At 69.5% G+C, this 17,726-nt stretch carries 16 protein-coding genes and 3 tRNA genes; 4 read left to right on the forward strand and 15 right to left on the reverse strand.

All coding sequences use genetic code 11. The features are described from left to right. Nucleotides 1-3: 3 nt before the first annotated feature. Nucleotides 4-1,755: a TolC family protein gene (locus FL344_RS08095; protein WP_194863033.1), complete on the reverse strand. Its 1,752-nt coding sequence runs from the start codon at nucleotides 1,753-1,755 to the stop codon at nucleotides 4-6. 247 nt (nucleotides 1,756-2,002) lie between these two features. Here FL344_RS08095 and FL344_RS08100 point away from each other — a divergent pair, with 247 nt between their 5' ends. Continuing rightward, nucleotides 2,003-2,926 carry a class I fructose-bisphosphate aldolase gene (locus FL344_RS08100; RefSeq protein WP_026114127.1) on the forward strand — a complete coding sequence of 308 codons (924 nt, stop codon included), beginning with the start codon at nucleotides 2,003-2,005 and terminating at the stop codon, nucleotides 2,924-2,926. 62 nt (nucleotides 2,927-2,988) lie between these two features. Here FL344_RS08100 and FL344_RS08105 read toward each other — a convergent pair. The 6 genes from FL344_RS08105 to FL344_RS08130 form a co-directional block, all read right to left on the reverse strand. Beyond that, nucleotides 2,989-3,061: transfer RNA gene (locus FL344_RS08105), tRNA-Ala, on the reverse strand. Nucleotides 3,062-3,140: 79 nt separating this feature from the next. Beyond that, nucleotides 3,141-3,213 (reverse strand) — tRNA-Ala (locus FL344_RS08110). Nucleotides 3,214-3,269: 56 nt separating this feature from the next. Further along, the gene (locus FL344_RS08115) at nucleotides 3,270-3,671 is read right to left on the reverse strand and encodes a hypothetical protein (RefSeq protein ID WP_026114128.1); all 402 of its coding nucleotides are present in this window, start codon (nucleotides 3,669-3,671) and stop codon (nucleotides 3,270-3,272) included. 56 nt (nucleotides 3,672-3,727) lie between these two features. Then, nucleotides 3,728-5,014 carry an RsmB/NOP family class I SAM-dependent RNA methyltransferase gene (locus tag FL344_RS08120; RefSeq protein WP_140870948.1) on the reverse strand — a complete coding sequence of 429 codons (1,287 nt, stop codon included), beginning with the start codon at nucleotides 5,012-5,014 and terminating at the stop codon, nucleotides 3,728-3,730. 101 nt (nucleotides 5,015-5,115) lie between these two features. Continuing rightward, nucleotides 5,116-5,790, reverse strand: coding sequence for a response regulator (locus tag FL344_RS08125; protein WP_141618095.1), 675 nt, complete (start codon nucleotides 5,788-5,790; stop codon nucleotides 5,116-5,118). 102 nt (nucleotides 5,791-5,892) lie between these two features. Further along, nucleotides 5,893-5,978 (reverse strand) — tRNA-Leu (locus FL344_RS08130). Nucleotides 5,979-6,074: 96 nt separating this feature from the next. Between FL344_RS08130 and FL344_RS08135 the strand changes: the two genes are divergently transcribed. The 3 genes from FL344_RS08135 (at nucleotide 6,075) to FL344_RS08145 (ending at nucleotide 9,956) form a co-directional block, all read left to right on the forward strand. Beyond that, on the forward strand, nucleotides 6,075-6,818 hold the full coding sequence (locus FL344_RS08135) for a M48 family metallopeptidase (RefSeq protein WP_141618096.1): 744 nt from the start codon (nucleotides 6,075-6,077) through the stop codon (nucleotides 6,816-6,818). A gap of 399 nt (nucleotides 6,819-7,217) precedes the next feature. Beyond that, the gene (locus FL344_RS08140; protein WP_090492562.1) at nucleotides 7,218-8,174 is read left to right on the forward strand and encodes a diguanylate cyclase; all 957 of its coding nucleotides are present in this window, start codon (nucleotides 7,218-7,220) and stop codon (nucleotides 8,172-8,174) included. Between the two features lie 48 nt (nucleotides 8,175-8,222). Next, a complete protein-coding gene (locus FL344_RS08145; RefSeq protein ID WP_141618097.1) occupies nucleotides 8,223-9,956 on the forward strand; it encodes a response regulator in 1,734 nt (577 codons plus the stop codon). Here FL344_RS08145 and FL344_RS08150 read toward each other — a convergent pair. The 8 genes from FL344_RS08150 to FL344_RS08180 form a co-directional block, all read right to left on the reverse strand. Then, nucleotides 9,944-10,912, reverse strand: coding sequence for a bestrophin family protein (locus tag FL344_RS08150; RefSeq protein WP_368667419.1), 969 nt, complete (start codon nucleotides 10,910-10,912; stop codon nucleotides 9,944-9,946). The genes FL344_RS08145 and FL344_RS08150 overlap by 13 nt on opposite strands. Nucleotides 10,913-10,988: 76 nt before the next feature. After that, on the reverse strand, nucleotides 10,989-11,606 hold the full coding sequence (locus FL344_RS08155; RefSeq protein WP_228564861.1) for an HdeD family acid-resistance protein: 618 nt from the start codon (nucleotides 11,604-11,606) through the stop codon (nucleotides 10,989-10,991). Nucleotides 11,607-11,783: 177 nt separating this feature from the next. Then, nucleotides 11,784-12,710, reverse strand: coding sequence for a tRNA (adenosine(37)-N6)-dimethylallyltransferase MiaA (gene miaA, locus FL344_RS08160; RefSeq protein WP_141618100.1), 927 nt, complete (start codon nucleotides 12,708-12,710; stop codon nucleotides 11,784-11,786). Then, nucleotides 12,703-13,554, reverse strand: a complete 852-nt coding sequence (locus tag FL344_RS08165) for a hypothetical protein (RefSeq protein WP_141618101.1) — start codon at nucleotides 13,552-13,554, stop codon at nucleotides 12,703-12,705. The genes miaA and FL344_RS08165 overlap by 8 nt, the downstream gene beginning before the upstream one ends. Beyond that, a complete protein-coding gene (locus FL344_RS38430; RefSeq protein ID WP_194863034.1) occupies nucleotides 13,542-13,688 on the reverse strand; it encodes a hypothetical protein in 147 nt (48 codons plus the stop codon). Before FL344_RS38430 ends, FL344_RS08165 begins: the two co-directional genes overlap by 13 nt. Nucleotides 13,689-13,720: 32 nt before the next feature. Then, nucleotides 13,721-16,819 (reverse strand): PQQ-binding-like beta-propeller repeat protein, encoded by a 3,099-nt coding sequence (locus FL344_RS08170; protein WP_141618102.1) that lies wholly within the window; start codon nucleotides 16,817-16,819, stop codon nucleotides 13,721-13,723. A gap of 14 nt (nucleotides 16,820-16,833) precedes the next feature. Next, nucleotides 16,834-17,361: a hypothetical protein gene (locus FL344_RS08175; protein ID WP_194863035.1), complete on the reverse strand. Its 528-nt coding sequence runs from the start codon at nucleotides 17,359-17,361 to the stop codon at nucleotides 16,834-16,836. Continuing rightward, a partial coding sequence (locus FL344_RS08180; RefSeq protein ID WP_228564862.1) for a PqqD family protein occupies nucleotides 17,361-17,726 on the reverse strand: 366 nt, incomplete at its 5' end. The genes FL344_RS08180 and FL344_RS08175, both read right to left, overlap by 1 nt.

The raw sequence follows: 17,726 nt of genomic DNA on the forward strand, positions 1-17,726 counted from the left end.
TGGTTATTCACCCGGAGCCAGCGGCGCCCCGGTTACCCGCGCGAGCGCGGCCATACCTACCCGAACGTCGTGCCAGCTCTTGCCTTTGTCACCTGAAGCCTGGGCATAGGCCGTGAAAGCGTCCACCAGGTCACGTGTGTCACCGGTCCCCAGGTCGAACGCGGTGAAGGCGGCCGTTACCCACCGGCGGGCGCTCCGCTCCGCCTCGCCAAAGGCCCGGGCGCGACTCCAGGCGGCCACCAGCTCGCCGTGCACCTTGGAGACCTCCAGGCGGATGCCCGCGCGAATCTGCTTCTCCTGCGCGCGCAGCTTGTCCAGCTCCGCGCGGGCCTGCTCGAGCTGCGCGTCCTTGATGGGAATGTCGAACGTCCCCCGCATCACCAGGCCCACGCCCCCGGTGCGGTCGTTGTACGGATCAAACGCGAAGGGCGTGCGCTGCCGCGTGGTGCTGGTAGTGAAGCGCACATCATAGAAGCCAGCCAGACCCAGGTCCGGGTAGTAGCTGCGCTCGCGGATGAAGACCTCCTGCTCGCGAGCGGCGATGCCGGCGGCGACGGCCGTCAATTCCGGACGGGACTGCTCCGCGCGCACCAGGGCCTGCTCCAGGCTGGGCACCGGCACGTCCTCTTCGAGCTCCAGGTCTTCTTCCACCACCGTCACGGCGTCTTCGGGCCCCACGTTCGCCAGCAGGCCGATGGCGGCGAGCGCGAACTGGCGCCCCTGCAGGGCCTCCGCCCTGCGCGCTTCGACAATCTGCCGGAAGAAGCGGACCTTGTACGAGTCCACCGCGGACACCTGGGCCGAGTCCTCCTTGAGCAGCCGTTCGATGCGCTGGCCAGCGTCCTCCAACCGCTTCGAGACCTCTTCAATCTGCTGAAGCCCGTTCCGCGCCAGCTGGTAGCCGAAGTACGCCTGCGCGGCCTGGAAGCCGACCTCGTTGCGCGTGCGCTCGCGGAGCGCGGCCCCCACCACGGGCCCTTGCGCGCCCGCCTTCTCCAGCGCCGTCAGCTTGCCGAAGGTGTAGAGCGGCAGCACCGCGTTGCCGGTGGAGAACATCGTCACGCCGACGCGGCCGAAGTTCAGGTCTCCCTTATAGGTGGCCTCCGTGGTGGGCGGTCCACCCAGGCCGTCGTTGCGGGCCTCGGGCGTGGGGCCTCCCGCGCCCACGGTGATTTCGAACTTGGGGAACCAGGCCCACCGCGCCTGTTGATAGAGCGCCTGGAACTTGCGCAGCTCCGCCGTCGCCTCCTCCACCCGGGAGTCCGCCTCGCGAGCCCGCGCCACCAGCTGCGCCAGCGTCAGCGGAGCCCGCCGCGCGGGTGTCTCCTCCGAGTCCGGCGCGCCCGTCACGCCCTCCTTCACCTGCTCCGCCTCGGAGGAGGGCTCCAGGGCTGGCGCGGGTGAAATGGCCTGCCTCCGCTGGGAGGAACCCGGCGTCTCCTCAATCGAGCTGGGCGCGATGCCCGGCGGACTCGGCGGCAGGTCCCGCCCCCCGGTCCCCACGCGCGGCGTGGGCCGCGTCCCTCCTGGCGCTCCAGTGCCAGGCACCGTCGTCGGCGCGTCAGAGCTCGGCGTCCCCACGTCCGGCGCCTCTGGCGCTGGCGTAGCGCCGGGCGTGGAGGGGGCCGGCGTGCTTCCGGTGCCGGTTGAAGGGCTGCTCCCCGTCCCGACCGAGCCGGGGGTGAGCTGCGCTCCGGCAACGCCCGCCGCGAGCATCAGCGCCACTGTCACGCCATGATCCAGGTGTCTGCGCATCAACCCGCCTTGTGTAGCTCCCCATAGCCGAGAACCTCACGGCGGCGCAGCATGGCCGTTCGGCAGCGGGCCGTCACCGGTGTTGTTCGTCCCACGGCACCGGCCGGAGATTGTGGACGGCCGCGCCGAAAGGCACCGGGGATGTGCACTGTCGTGGAACCCGTGACACTCGCGCACGAAAAGGAGTTGGTAGGACGTGGCGCATGCAGCAGATTGCGCCTGTTCCCGAGACAGAGGATCCCCACACATGCCCCATACCGATCGCGTCAAGCAGATCCTGTCGTGGTACCCGTCTGACAACCCCGGCACGCTGACCAACCTGGCCCGGCTGCTGAACTCCGGCACGCTGGCCGGCACGGGCAAGCTCGTCATCCTCCCGGTGGATCAGGGCTTCGAGCACGGCCCGGCCCGCTCCTTCGGTCCGAACCCGGCCGGCTATGACCCGGACTACCACATCAACCTGGCCATCGAGTCGGGCTGCAACGCCTACGCAGCGCCGCTGGGCTTCCTGGAGGCGGTGGCCGGCAGGTACGCGGGTGAGATTCCCCTCATCCTCAAGGTCAACAACTCCGACACCCTGGCCAAGGTGGCCAACCCCATGTCCGCGGTGACGAGCTCCGTGAAGGACGCCGTCCGCCTGGGCTGCACCGCCGTCGGCTACACCATCTACCCGGGCTCCGGGGCGCGCAACGAGCAGTACGAGGACCTCCGCGACATCATCGCCGAGGCCAAGTCCTACGGCCTGCCCACCGTTCTCTGGGCCTACCCCCGCGGCAACCTGTCCAAGGAGGGTGAGACGGGCATCGACGTGGTGGCGTACGCGGCGCAGATCAGCGCGCAGCTCGGCGCCCACGTCATCAAGGTGAAGCCGCCGCAGGACCACATCGAGCAGGCCGAGGCGAAGAAGGCCTTCGAGAAGGCCGGCATCCCCACCAAGACGCTGGCGGACCGCGTCCGCGAGGTCGTCCGCTCCGCCTTCAACGGCAAGCGCATCGTCATCTTCTCCGGCGGCGAGGCCAAGGGCACCGACGCCCTGCTGGAGGAGATCAAGCAGATCAACGCCGGCGGCGGCTTCGGCTCCATCATGGGCCGCAACGCCTTCCAGCGTCCGCACGGCGAGTCCATCAAGCTCCTCAAGGACGTGATGGCCATCTTCGCCGGCAAGGCGTAGTCCGCTCGGCGGAAAACAACAAGGCCCGCCAAGTTTCCCTGGCGGGCCTTTTCATTTCAGAGTGGAGCTAATCGGGATCGAACCGATGACCTCTTGAATGCCATTCAAGCGCTCTCCCAGCTGAGCTATAGCCCCGTCTTATGCTGTGGGTGCAACCTACCGCTTCAAAACAAAAGGCCCACCAGGTTTCCCTGGCGGGCCTTTCACTTCAGAGTGGAGCTAATCGGGATCGAACCGATGACCTCTTGAATGCCATTCAAGCGCTCTCCCAGCTGAGCTATAGCCCCGTCTTTTGCTGCTGAGCCGCTTTGGGGAGCGGCCCGACCGGCGAAGTGGGTGCCTTCTACCGTTTCTTCGCTCCAGGCACCAGAACTCTTTGAGGCCGCGGTGCGTTTTTTTGTTCGTTCAACCGCTGCGCCACTTCCTCCCCTTCCCGGAGGAGGTCGGTGAGTTCACGCGCGTGGGCTTCGACCGCCTGCTCCGCTGCTTCCACCGCCTTGAGCGCGACGCCGAAACCCGCCGGAAGGTCCAGCCGACCCTTCTGGACCTGACGCCAGACGGCTTCGCCCAGCTCCTTGAGCGCCTTCTCCTTCTGATCCTTCAACACGGTGGTGCGAGCGTTCGCCCGGGCCAGGTCCGTGTTGCGCTCCACGGCCTCGCGAAGCTGGGCCAACCGGTCCTGCGCCGCCTGGAAGGCCTCGTTGATCTGCTTCACCACCTCGGACTGCTTCGAGTCGGCCGCCAAGTCAGTCACACTCCTTGAGAAATCAACGATTGCGTAGCGTGCGTTCTCGGAGCCTGTCAACCCGGCCCCGCCCCTGTCCTCCGCAGCCGGGCCGCGAAGAATCCTCCCCCGGGAACCTTGGGAGGCAACGCCTTCAGATAGGGCCCCTGCGCGGCGAGCGCCGCCCGTTCCGCGCCGAGTACGTCCTCGACCGGCTCCAGCGTGAAGTCCGGATGCTTCGCGAGGAAGGCCTCCACCACCGCCTCGTCCTCCTCTGGCATCACCGAGCAAGTCGCATAGACGATGAGTGCACCCGGCTTCGCCTGGCGTGACACCTCATCCAGCAACTCAGACTGCGTGGCCTGGTACTTGGCGATTTCCTGAGCAGTGAGCTTCCACTTCTGATCCGGCTCGCGCGCCAGGGAGCCCGTGCCGCTGCACGGCGCATCGATCAGAAGGACGTCCGCGTCGGACAGCGGAAGCGGATGCGGAAAGGCGACCTGCCGGAGCGAGAAGTGGCGCACGCGCTCACGCGCCTCGGCCAGCCGACGCCGCGAACGGTCCCCGGCCAGCACCTTGCCCCGGGGCCCGACGAAATCCGCCAACGCCAGCGTCTTGCCGCCCGCGCCGGCGCACACGTCCGCCACGGTGAAGCCCTCCAGCGAACCCTCCCGGGGACGGCACAGCTCGGAGATGAGCTGGCTGCCCACGTCCTGCACCTGAAGCCGGCCGGACTTCATCATCCGAGTCTCGAAGACGCGGTGGCTGGAGTCCGTCACCCGCACGGCATCCGGCGCCGCCGCCACGGGTTCGGCGTTGACGCCCTCTTCCTTCAGCGCCGCCAACACCGCGTCCCGGGTCCCCGGGGGCCGCGCGCGGAAGTGCAGCGACGGCTCCTCATCGAGCGACGCCAGCAGCCCTTCCAGCACATCCTCCGGGTACACCTGGGCCAGGCGCTGCACCAACCAGTTGGGGAACGAGTAGCGAATGGCCAGCCGCTCCATCTGGGACTCCGGGAGCGGCGCCTCCGGCAGCGGCTGTTCCACCACGCGCTGGAGCAGGTCGTCCTTGATGGTGCGCGGACGCACGGGCCCCGGCAGCCGGACCTCGGGACCGATGCGGGCCCAGCCCTCTCCACAGAAGATGCGGCGCCAGAGGGCGTAGCGCACCAGCGCCTGGTCCTCCGTCAGCCCCACTTTGCCCATGGTGTGGCCCAGCAACCGGGCCGCCAGGTCCAGCAAGCGCTGGTGCCGGGACAGCTCGCGCACGGCCATGGCGGCGAAGCGCCGCTCCTGGCCGCCCAGGCCATTGGCCTCTCGCAAGGCGTTGGCGAGCGCGGCCTTCAAAGGTTCGCCGCGAAGCACCGCGATGTGCGCTTCGAGTGCCGCCGTCGCACCACGACGGGAAGGACGACCCAGGCGGTCCGGGTCTACGGGCGTTGCCGGCCAGACGGAATCCACGTGCCTCAGCCCTGCCCTTTCAGTCCCACAGCCACAACCAGGCAGCCTTCCGAGCTGCGCATCCGAGGCGCCTGCCCGGCCCCCAGGAAGAAATACCCGGGCGCCGAGTACGACACGTCATCCACTTCGAGGACACCTTCGACCACCTGAACCCCCACGCCCGAGGGCGTCGGGTGGAACGTCCAGCCGAAGTCGCCGCCGGCCGTCACGGACACCCACATTGCCCTGAGCGCGTCTTCCCGCGAGATCTGAACGTGGGCGCCCCAAGGCGACCAGGCGCTTGCGGCAGGCCGCTGCCCCTGGGTGGCCAGTTGCTCCACGTCCTGACGCAGCGCGATGAAGCGCTCCACCAGGGCATAGATGTCGTCAATCTGAAACGGCTTGAGGAGCATGGCGTCCGCCACCTGGGGCTGGACGGCCTGGATCACCTCGTCCGGCGTCGCGGCGCTGACAATGGCCACCGCCTGATGACGCTTCCGGGCGGCCTCGACGACCGTCCGGCCGCCCAGCTCGCCTCCGGAGATGCGCAGATCACTGATGACCAGGACGAAGCGCTCGGCCTCGATGGCCGCGACCGCTTCCTCCCCGGTGCTGACCGCGTGGACCTGCGCGAGCTCCGAGATGAGCTCGCCCATGCCTTCCCGCAGGCTCGCGTCATCCTCGACCAGCAACACCCTCATTAACGGGGGACCTCCGCCGCCCCTACCTGCTGGAGCCTGTCCTTTATCAGGACCGGGCGCTTCCAGCGGAAGACCACCTCGCCGGTCCTGCCCTTCGGATGATGGCCCTCCCCGGACTCGAACCGGGACGCGGGGTCAGCCGCAGCGGATTTTGAGTCCGCCTCGTCTACCAATTTCGACAGAGGGCCCCCTGCTGTCGCGACGAGCAGACGTATACCGCGACTTGAAACCAAGTGCATCCGAAGATTGCGGTGCTCCACGCACATCGCTAAGAGGGGCCCCCCATGTACAACCTTCTCATCTCCCTCGGTGTGGGAATTGCCGTCGCGCTCCTGGTGAAGGTGGCCGGCTTCTCCATCTGGGCGGGGCTCGTCCCCGGAATCCTGGCCCTCGTCGGCACCTACATCGTGCTCGCTCGCCGGGTGGCCAGCCGCGTCCAGTCGCTGATGACGGTGGTCCAGAAGGACCTCCAGTCCCAGCCCACCAGCCAGAAGGACGCCCAGGCGCGGGTGGACCGGGCGGTGAAGACGCTGGAACAGGGGCTCGTCTACGACAAGTGGCAGTTCCTGGTCGGTCCGGAGCTGCACTCCCAGATTGGCATGCTGAAGTACATGGTGAAGGACCATGAGGGCGCCAAGGCCGCCTTCGCCAAGGGCAGCGGCCGCAACTACATGGCCAAGGCCATGGAAGGCGCCCTGTACTTCCAGCGCAAGGACTTCGACGCCATGAAGAAGGCGTTCGAGTCCGCTACGAAGAGCGGCAAGAAGGAGTCCATTGTCTGGGCGGCCTATGCCTGGTGCCTGATGCAGAACAAGGACAAGGACGGCGCGCTGCGCGTGCTCGCCCGGGGCGTCGAGCAGAACCCCAAGGACGAGAAGCTCAAGGGCAGCCTCGCCCAGCTCCAGAACGACAAGCGCCTGAAGATGAAGCCGTACGAGCCCACGTGGTGGCAGTTCGGGCTCGAGGCTCCGCCGCCGGTCATGCCCCCCATGGGCGGCCGCCGCATGCAGTTCAGCACCCGACGCTAGCGACCCGTCGCGCGGCCATTGAGCGTCCGCCCGCGCACGGGAATATCTACCGGTTTGCCCCTCAGCGCGCTGCAACGTCTTCCGACCCTGTACAACAGGGCGACGCAGAGGGTGCGCAACCGCCCGGAAACACTCTGACTGCCCTCCCCCACCGCGGGGCATGGTGCTTGCTCCCGCACCGTGCTCACGGATGACGGGGAAAGGCCTCGTCTCGCGGAGCCTGACAGGCTTGGCAGCCGGAGGTCTCGGGTGAAGGTTGTGGGCGTTGGGGTGTGCTTGCAGGACCGGGCGGCGGCGGGTGCGCGTGGGGCGCAGGGGCGTTGGGAGCACACGGCAGGGCGTGGCACCCGAGACTTTCGGCCTGCCATTTCGCAGCAGCCGAGTGAAGCGGAGTGGTGCATGGAACGGCGCGGCCGGACCTCCGAGCGGTCCCTTCTGCTCATCATCGAAGATGACGCACAGGTCCGCGAGAGCCTCGTAGACCTGCTCGCCGTACGCTTCGACGTGCTCGCCGCTCCGGATTCGGATGAGGGGCTGGAGCTGGCGCGAGAGCACCGCCCGGACCTCATCCTCCTGGACAGGTTCCTTCCCAGCGGAGACGGGCTCGCGGTGCTCGAGATGCTCCAGCGCGAGTCGCGCACCGAAGCCGTGCCCGTCATCTTCCTGACGGGCGACGCGGACGAGGCCACGCTGGAGCGCTGCCTGGAGATGGGCGCCGTGGACTTCATCCACAAGCCGGCCAGCGCGCGGGAGTTGCTCGCCCGTATCGACCGGGCGCTGCGCCAGAGCGAGCAGCAGCGCCGGCTGCAAATCCTGGCGCAGACGGACGGCCTCACGGGGCTGGCCAACTTCCGGGCGCTGAGCATCCGAATGGAAGAAGAGTTCCGCCGGGCCCAGCGCTACCAGTACCCGCTGAGCGTCGTCATCATCGACCTGGACCACCTCAAGGCCATCAACGACGGCATGGGCCATGACGTGGGCAACCGGGCGATTCTCGCGCTGGCCACCCAGTTGAAGCACGAGCTGCGCGAGTCGGACTTCGCGGCCCGCTTCGGTGGAGACGAGTTCGTCGCGCTGCTGCCGCACCAGACGGCGTTGGAAGCAGCCGTCTTCGCCGAGCGCATCCGCACCGGGCTGCGCGCCGTCGGCGTCCAGAAGAGCGACGGCCGCCCTGCCCCCTTCGGACTGAGCGTGAGCGTGGGCATCGCCGACCATACCTTCGAAGGGCCCCGCGAGGACACCGAGTCGCTGATGAAGGCGGCGGACGCGGCCCTCTACGAGGCAAAGCGCGAGGGGCGGGATCGGGTCGTCGTGTTCGGCCGGCCCGCGAATTCGCCTCCGGCGCAGCGGCACTGAACGGGGCGAGGTGAGGCAGGCAACGGCGGGGCAGCAGCGAGGGCGCGGATGATGCTGGGGAACAGACTGGCGACAGGTTCGAGGGTGGCGGTGGTGGGAGGCGGCATTGCCGGAGCGGGGCTTGCCGCCTCACTCCTTTTCAACGGGAGGGCTCGCGGGCTGGCGCTGGACGTGCGCGTCTACTCCGGAGGAACTCAGGAGCGCACCGCCCCGCCGGCGGTGCTGACGCCGGAATGCCGCTCACGCCTGGCCGCGCTGGGCTGCCGCATCCCCTCCGAATGGCGCTCCCATGAGCTGCGCGGCGTTGAAATCATCGCCGAGGGCCGGCGCGAGCTGCTGTCCTCCACGCCCGGTGGCCTCTGGGTGGTGGATGGCTGGCCCCAGGGGCTCGGCGGCCTGGAGCAGGTGCGGGACGTGCTCGCCACCGCGGCCAGCGCCCAGGGCGCCCGCTTCCTTCCCCGCCACGTCGAGCGCGTGGAGCGGCAGGCCCCAGCGCCGGATGCGCCCGCCTCCGTGCGCGGCGCGGGCTCGCTGGTGGTGCGCGCCCAGGGCAGTGGCGATCGCTTTCATGCGGTGGCGCTGGCCTCGGGCGCCGGGCCGCTGATGGGTGACGCCTTCTTCAAGGGCTTCCGCCCTGCCCCCACCATCCCGGCGGTGCAGGCCCGCCTGCGGCACGCTTCGCCTCGGCTGGAGCTGGCTCCGGTGGCCCGGCTGTGGATTGCGCCCCTGCCAACGGTCGATGGCCTGTTCCTGCTGCCTGGCGCGAGCTCGGTGTACGCGCTGGCCTTCGGGCCGGCGGTGACGCCCGCGGACCTGTGCCAGGTGCTGATGATGGCCGCGCGTGACGGACTGGTGGAGGAAGGCTTCGAGCTGGCGGCCCTGGAGACCACCCGCCTGCCCTACGGACCGGGCCGGACGCTGGTGGCGCCGGGACAGCTCGCGGTAGGGCCCGCGGCCTTCGGCCACCCGCTCCAGGTGGGACTGTCGGAGACACTGGCTTCGTGCAGCCGCGCGGCGGTGGCGCTGCTCGACGGCGGGCTGGACACGGGCCTCCTGGAGCGCCGTTACGTGCGCGAGGGCCTGGGCGAAATGCTGGAGGACGCCGCCGCGGGAGCCCGGACGATGACCTGGCTGCGCCGAGCGGGGCCTCGAGCGCCGGAGGCCTTCATCAGGGCGAAGGGGCGACGGACGCTGGGTGGCACCTTCGGCGGCGGGGTGCTGGGCCTGAGCGGCCCCTCGCCCATCGCGCTCCTGGGCGCCGCGCGCTGGCAGGGGCTCAAGGAGCTGGTGGGCTCCTGGCTGCGCACCACGGTGGAGCCGGTGCCCTCGGTGGTGCCGGAGTTGGAGCCGGACCTCTACTACGTCGTGGATGACGACCCGGACGCACGCGAGGCGCTCACGGCGCTGCTGGAGAGCACCGGAGCGACGGTGGTGTCCTTCGCCGACGAGCTGGCCCTCTTCTGCGCGGTGGCCCGGCGGCCGCCCACGGCCATCCTCCTGGACGTGGTGCTGCACTGGGTGGACGGCCTGCGGCTGGCCGAGGGCCTGAAGCAGCATCCCCTCACCCGGAACACCCGCGTGCTGGTGATGAGTGGCCTCAACCGGCCGCATGTCCGGCAGCGGGCCCTGGACGCGGGGGCGGAGGCCTTCCTGCCCAAGCCCGTGGACCCAGACCGGCTGCTGCGCATCCTCACCGGCCGGGTCCCCGTCCTGGAGCCCGCGCCCTCGCCGCACGCCGCGGACGACACGCGCGAGCTGGCCGCGGACCGCTACGCGTCCTGACCACCGCCGGGAATGGCGACCACGGAGACCGGGGCGTGGATGGCCTCGGCGCTCCCGGGCATCAACGCCTTGAGGTTGCCGCGGATCGTCTCGCAGATCCGCTCCAGCGGCAGGTCGTTGTCGTCGTGGCCGAACGGGTCCTCGATCTCCACGCCAATCTCCTCGATGCCGAAGAAGACGTAGGCGACGACGAACGTGGCCGGCACCGTTATCCAGCCGAACGAATCCACCAGCGCGAACGGCAGCGTGTAGCAGTAGACGATCAGCGCTCGCCGCAGGTGCATCATGTAGGCGAACGGCATGGGCGTCTTGTGGATGCGCTCGCAGCCGCCGATGTAGTCGATGAGCAGCTGGACATTCTGGTCGAGCTGCATCTGGACGTATTCGGGGTAGTAACCCCGCAGCCGGCCCTCATCGAGCACGGCGGACATCTTCTGCGACACCGCGAGCGGGACGTGCTGGCTGCCCAGCACCGCGTCCGCTTCATCGCGCGGCAGCTCGGAGGCGACGGGGCCCAGGTCGCGCTCCCCCCGCAGTGACGCGGCGGCGGCATAGGGGAAGGCGCTGATCCACCGCAGCAGCGTGCCGTAGAGCCCGTCGTCCCGACGCATGAAGACGCTGGATGCCCGGGCCAGGTTGCGCGTCTCGTTGACGATGCCACCCCACAGCTTCCGGCCTTCCCAGAAGCGGTCATAGGAGGCGTTGGTCCGGAAGACGAGCAACAAGCTGAGCGAGATGCCCGCCAGCGTGTGCACCGTGGCCGGGATGTCCAGGGGCCTGGTGTGATGATGGACCGCGGTGACACCCACGGCCCACAACACACAGACGAGGACCCGGGCCACAATCTCGCGGACCATGGAACCGCGGAGGTAATGGAAGTAGCTCCACCAACGGTGCGGGTCGTAGTCGATCATATTGTCGCGAGGCGCATACGCTGCCGCGCCTGCGCGGGGCATGGCAAGCGCCAATCCAGGGGGACACGTGGGATGTGTCCGCCCTGGACGGGAGCCGGTGCCCTTGGCCGCCTGCCCGTCAGTGGGAGATGGAGGCAGGCGTCGTCGGACCGCCCGAGCGGAGCACCTTGCGCACGGTGAGGGCGCCCGCCATCAGCGCCACGCCCCGGAAGAAGATGCCGATTCCCACCAGCGTGCCCACCAGCCAGACGGCGGAGATGGGCCACTGCCGCATCACGACGATGCCCAGGAAGATGGACACGGCGCCGTAGAAGAAGTCCCAGCCCCACCGGGGATAGCGGTCCATCACCGAGGTGACGGCGTGAAAGAGCCCGCTGGCGAAGAAGTAGCCCGCCAGCAGCAGGGTCATGGCGCCCAGTCCCGCCGCCGGGTAGACGAGGATGAACAGACCCACGACGACGGAGAGGATGCCGCTGAGCAGGTACAGCCAGAACGGCCCACCCTCCTTGCGCGTCCGGAAGGCGGAGATGACTTCCATGACGCCTGCCGCGGCCAGCATCGCGCCGAAGAGGATGGCCGACACCAGGCTGGTGAAGAAGGCGGCCCCCAGCGCGACAATCCCCAGCAGCGTCATCAAAATCCCCATGATGAAGGGGCCGCCCCAGGCCGCCGAGGTCACCCTCGGCCTCGAGTCAGGGGTCAGGATTTCCGGTTTGCGTTCATCGGTGAAGGCCATGGTGACTGCTCCCGAAGCGAGTGCACTTCGGAGGCCGAGCCGCCTCGCGTCTCGCCCGCCTCTCGGCAGGCGACAAAGGAACCCGGCACATCCATCGCCGAACATGGGCCCCCGCGGTGGGGCCGACAACGCTCGCTGACGCCGCTCCGTCCCCTGCCCGCCCCGACCTCTGGGCCGTCAGGGTGAGCGACAGCCGCCGGGCGGAAGCGCCGCCTCGTACGGCGGAGCCAGGAAGACAGCACCGGGCTCCTTCCGGAACCACGTCAACTGCCGCTTGGCGTAGCGGCGCGTCTCCTGCGCGGTGTCGTGAATCGCCTCTTCGCGCGTCATCCGCCCCTCAACGACGGCGCGCGCCTGCACATAGCCCACGCTGCGCATGGGCGCCGCATCGGCGTACCCCCGCGCCAGCAGCTCGCGGGTCTCCTCGACGAGCCCGCGCTCGAACAACATCCGCGTGCGCGTGTTGATGAGCCCGTACAGCACGTCGCGCGGTGGCGACAGGACGTACAGTTGGAAGGGATAACGGTCCGGCGCGAAGGCATGGGCCTTCCGGAACGCCGAGGCGGGCACGCCGGTCTGCGCATGAATCTCCAGCGCCCGGATGACGCGGACCAGGTCCTGCGGAGGAAGCTTCGCCGCCGTCTCCGGGTCCACCTCCGCCAGCCTCCGATGCACCGCCTCGCGCCCCTCACCGGCCGCCAGCGCCTCCAGCTCCGTCCTCAACTCCGGCAAGGCCCCGGGCGCCTCGAGCACGCCGTGAAGCAACACGCGCAAGTACAGCCCGGTGCCGCCCACGACGAAGACAGGCCGGCCGCGTGCGGCAATCTCCGCGATGATGGCGTCCGCACGGCGCTGGTACTCGACAGCGGAGAACGCCTCCATCGGGTCCACGGCGGACACCAGGTGATGAGGCACCGCGGCCAGCTCCTCCGCGGAGGGCTTCGCCGTGCCGATATCGAAGTGCCGGTACACCTGCTGCGAGTCCGCGCTGACAATCTCGCCACCAGCACGCTGAGCCAGCGCAATCGCCAGCGCCGTCTTCCCCGACGCCGTCGGCCCGGCAATCACCGTCAACAGTGGCCGCTGCGCTCCACCCTCACCCATTCGCCAACGCTCCCTGAATCACCGCAGCCGCGGACGCATCACGCGCGAACACCAATCGCACGGGCGAAACCTCCGACAGCAACCGTCCCGCCGCGCCAAGCAGCCCACCTCGCCCCACGGGCGTCGCCTCGGGCAGCAGGGCATTGACGAGCAGCATCCGTCCGACGTCGCCAGCGGCCTGCGGCTCCCACCGCGACACGCCGTCCCACGCCAGCGTCCCCACCGCGCTCAGCGCCGCCTCGGCGGCCTGGCCCACGTTCCACGGTGTCCCCGCCGCCCGCCAGCCCTGGCCGGGCTCCGGCCACACAGCCACCAACTCATCGGACAACACCTGCCCGCCCGCCTGCGCCCACAAGGCCCCCAGCGTGCTCTTCCCCGCCCCCGAGTGCCCCGTGAAGAGCGCGGCCCGGCCCTGGTGCGCCACCGCCACGCCATGCACCAGCAGCCCGCCACGCCGAGCCAGCGCCCGGGCAAGCATCACCTTCAGCACCGTCTCCACGGGAAACCGCCCCTGCCCCTCCACCTGGGCCTGGAGGCCGTCGGCGGATAGCGTTGCGTCGTAGTCCTCGCCCGCCAGGCGCAGCGCGCCGTCCTCCCCGAGGAGGACCCGTGGCAGCTCGCGAATGACGGGGGCAGGACGCGCCCGGGCGGGGGCCACGGCCACGAGCCGAGCCACCTCACTGCCCTCTCGCCTTGGGGACACCACGAACCGGGAGAACATGCGCCGGAGCGAGTCTCGCAGGCCCGCATCGCCGACTTCCACAACTCCCGTCCAACCGGCGATTCGCAGCCAGAGGGCCGCGTCCTCCGTGGGGCCTTCCGGCGGAAGGCTCAGGGAATGCACTCCGACTCACCGGGGATGTTGCACTGGGAAATCTGCGCCAGTGCCACGAAGGGCTGCTCCCAGAGAATGGCCGGCGCCTCATAGGCAGGGCCGGCGTCAGGAGGGGGCGTCATCTGGAAGGCGTCCGAAGTCATGGGGCGTGCGAGCGAGGAAGAAGGGACGTTCTTCAAGGGAACGGGACGGGGAACGCGCAGATACGGCCATCTTCGGAGCCCACGTGGAGGCGGCTCACCGTGTGGTCGATGGTGGGAGTTCCGATGCGCTGCGCACCACCTATCGCGACCTGACCGGAGTCGGAGCCATCCAGCAGCTCCAACTGGTGGACCTGTCCGTCGGAGCTGCCAACGTAGAGGCGCACGGCGCCATTCCGATTGAAGGAGAAGGTGCCAGAGGGAGACGCGATCGGCGTGCTCCACCGGAGCACCGGCGGCGACTGGGCGGGCCCCGAGACGTCGTACAGCGCCACCTGGCCGGCCGCGAGACTGGCCACGAAGCCCGAGCCCTGGGGTCGCACGAAGCTGGTGAAGGCAGGCGTGTTCGGCGCCGGGCGCGTGGTGACGGGCAGGCTCCACACGAGCTGCGCCGTGGCGGCGTCCACGCCGTGCACGAAGCCATCGCTGTCCGTCACGAGAATCAGGTTGCTGTACGCATTGCGAACCAGGCTCAGCTCCACGTCGCCCACCGGGAGCTGGGCCAGCACCTGACCCGTCAGCGTGTTCAGCACGCGCAGCGTGTTCGGCGAGCCCGCGTGCGCGCGCGTCGCCACGAAGAGCCGGTTGGTGGTGTAGTCCACCACCATGCCGCCCGCCACCATGCCCAGATTCCCAGGCTGGTAGCTCCAGACCAGCGCGCCGGTGGCGGCATTCAGGGCCACCACCCGGTTGAGCGAAGCGTCCGCCAGCCGCGTGGCGAAGAAGACGAGGTCTCGGTTGGGGTGCGCGGCCCGGTATGCGGCATTCGCGTAGTCGAAGAGCTGCGTGACCGGGAACGACTGGATGGTGCCAATGGGCTGGCCACCATTGTCCCAGCGCCACAGCAACTGGCCGGTGGCGGCGTTGAGCGCGCTGGCCACCCCACCCTGGTCACCCACGAGGATGTACTGCCCGGACAGGCCATGCAGCGGCACCACCGGGAAGCGGCTTCCAATGAGGCCCGCCAGCGGGCGAGGCCGCCACCGCTCCGCGCCATCCGCCGACGGGTTGGTGACCTGCGTGAGGTTGGCGACGACGGAGTCGTTGAAGGCGCTGAAGATGCCCGTGCCCAGTTCGGTGATGGGCTGCTGCGAGGCATTCAGGCCCACCGAGTAGCACCACAGCGGCGCCGCGCCCACGCGAGCCCGAGGCGTGGCCACCAGGGCCTGCGACGTAGGCTGGTTGCCCGGCGAGTACCACCGCAGGTCATCCGAGTTGAAGACGCGGTAGTAGTACGTGGTGCCGTTGGTGACGGACGTATCGGTGAACGTCGTGGTGGCGCCCACGTCATTCGCGTACACCACCTGGGCGTTGCCCAGATTGGCCCCCACCGCGTAGGTCAGCCCCTGCGTCGGAGAGAGGTTCGGCGGCGCGCCCGCCGCGCGAAGAATCAGCACGCCCCCGTGAACCGCCGGGTTGTCCCAGGTGAGCGTCACGCTGCCATCGCGCGCCACGCCCGTGAGGCGGTTGACGTCGGGAACGGTGCCCTGCACCAGCGTCATCGGGGTGTCGATGCGAATCTGCGGCCCGCCGTAGTCATCGATGAGGTGGAAGCGATGACGGAACGTGGTGGGCCCGGACAGCGACGCGCCCGCCCCGAAGTTGGAATACACCACCGTGAAGGAGCGCTCGCCGTTGACCGGGATGCCCGTGGCGTTCGTCGACTCCCAGGTGATGCCCGTGGTGGCGTTGTTGGACGCCATGCGCCACCCGGCGGGCGTCTGCAGCACGCCGCCGACGGTGAAGTAGTTGAGCGCGGGCCGCAGCAGCCGGACCTCATGCAGCGGCATGGGGCCCCGATTCTGGATGGTGTAGATGACGGACCGGTTCGTGGAGTTGGCGGCCACCGCGCGGATGTTCGTCCGCACGCGGTGCTGCACGATGCGCCCCTGGTTCGAGTCCACCAGGTTCGACGTCACGGAGGCGCCGTTGCGCGTGGCATCCACCTGCCCCCGGAACCGGTAGTTCGCGAACGGGGTTCCCGTGAGCTGGTACGTCCAGACGAAGTGCGCGGACGCGCCCGGGTCCAACCGGGGAACGCTCGCGGTCCCAGGCCCCGACACGAGCGACGCGGCCGCCGTTCCCTGGAACACGGGCGCGCGCGGCGTCACGTTCAGGAACGTGTCCGTCGAGGACGGGTTCGTCACAGTGAGCCGCACGCGCACAGTCTCGTTGTTGAACGCGTCGTCGATGTCCACGTCCATGGCCACCGGAAGCGCCCCCACGTTGACCATCCGCGAGTCCATCGCAGGCGACACGGTGTTGCCGTTCCCGCTGACGCCCCGCACCCGCGCCACCAGCGTTCCAGCCGAGCCCGTCCGCACTCTCGCGGAATAGACGCCCGCATTCCGGCTGGCAATGTTCATGCGGAACGGCGTCGGCTCGGTGTCCACCACCTGGAAGGTGACGGCGCCCGCGGCCGTGGAGGGTCCCTCAATCGTGGTGTTGTTGTGGTTCGTCCCCGTCCGGTTCTCCACCACCATCCGCGCGTCGATGTCGCCGCCAACCCCCATCACCCGAGGACGCACGTCCACCTGGGTGTACAGGCCGGAGCGACTCCAGCTCGCGGCCGAGGTTGTCACCGACGTGGTGAAGTCGCCCCCCGCGCACGTGTCACGGGCGAACGTCTGCCCCGCGACGAAGCGCTCGTTGTTCTGGTCGTTGTTCGACGTCGGCGGAACCACGCGAAGGACGAACCGGGCCGACTCGTTCTGGCCCAGACCGTAGTCGCCGCTGCCGTTGCAGGAGTCCTGATTGTAGAAGATGACCCACCGCTCATTGGCGATGTAGTCCACCGTCCATCCCGGGGGCGGGATGGACGCGAGCGGGATGTAGCCGCTGGGCAGCGCGAACCACACCTCGTTGATGCGCCGGAAGAGCGGCGACCCACTGGAGGTGTTGTTGCGGACATCGACCGTCAGCTCGGAGGCCTCGTCCATCACCACCCGCGCGCGGGTGTCCCCACCCTGCGGCTGCGTGGTCAAGACGGCGGTCGGGGTCATCGACTGCGCCCACCCCAGCGAAGGCGCCAGGAGCGCGGCGGCGGCGACGAGGGAGGCGGAGAATGGACGCATGATGAAAGGAGCCCTCACGGATCCAGGGTGAAGGAAGCCGCCGTCAGCGGCGCCCCATCGAGGAAGAACCGGGCCTGCCACGTCCCGCTCATGCCGGACGTCGCCACGGCGGTGCCTGCCACGGGCAGGGAGAAGCGCACCGTGCGCGACTCGTCCACGCGTGAATCCACTTCCGCCGACCGCCGCTCATACGGCAGCCCGGAAGGCGGCACGAACTCCACTGAGACCGTGTGCCGACCACGCACGCCGCTCACCGTCAGGTCCACGTCCACCTGCGCCACGGACAGCAAGCCGCGGCGGCCCTCTCCCAGGTCGACCACGGTGGCCGAGCCCCGCGGAACCACGGGCGGCGGAGGCACTTCCGTCTCCTCCACCGGCGCGGGCGGCGGCCGGGCCTCCGGCCCCTCGCGCGGAGGCAACACGTCCGTGGGCGCCACCGGTTCCTGCGCCGGGGGCGCATGAACCGGGGCATAGGGCGCCACGCCTTCCGTGCACGAGGCCAGCATCACCGCCGCCGCCAGGAGCGCCAAACGCGTCCGCATCACCGCGCCTCCTCCAGCTCGTCGATGAGCCCCAGCCGGGTCAGCTCCGAGAAGAACTTGAGCGTGTCGGTCAGCACCTGCTCCACGTCCCATCCGTGACGATGTGCCACCTGCTCCACCAGGGCCCGCGCCGTGCGCGTTCCGTCGCACAGCTCCCAGATTTCAATGGCCGTTCCGTTGAGCCCACGCAGGGTGTTGCCCTCGGCATCCAGGACGATGAAGTCCGAGCCGAAGCGCTGGCCGGAGACGCCCTCGCGCCAGCGCGGCGCATGGTCCGCCGCGAAGTCCGTGCTCATCGCGCACCTCCCCGGCCCAGCAACGCAGCCAGGCGCCACTTCACGGCCACCCGCAGCCGCCCCAGCCAC

Origin of the sequence: Myxococcus sp. AB036A (assembly GCF_006547355.1) — a bacterium.
Taxonomy (GTDB): domain Bacteria; phylum Myxococcota; class Myxococcia; order Myxococcales; family Myxococcaceae; genus Myxococcus; species Myxococcus virescens.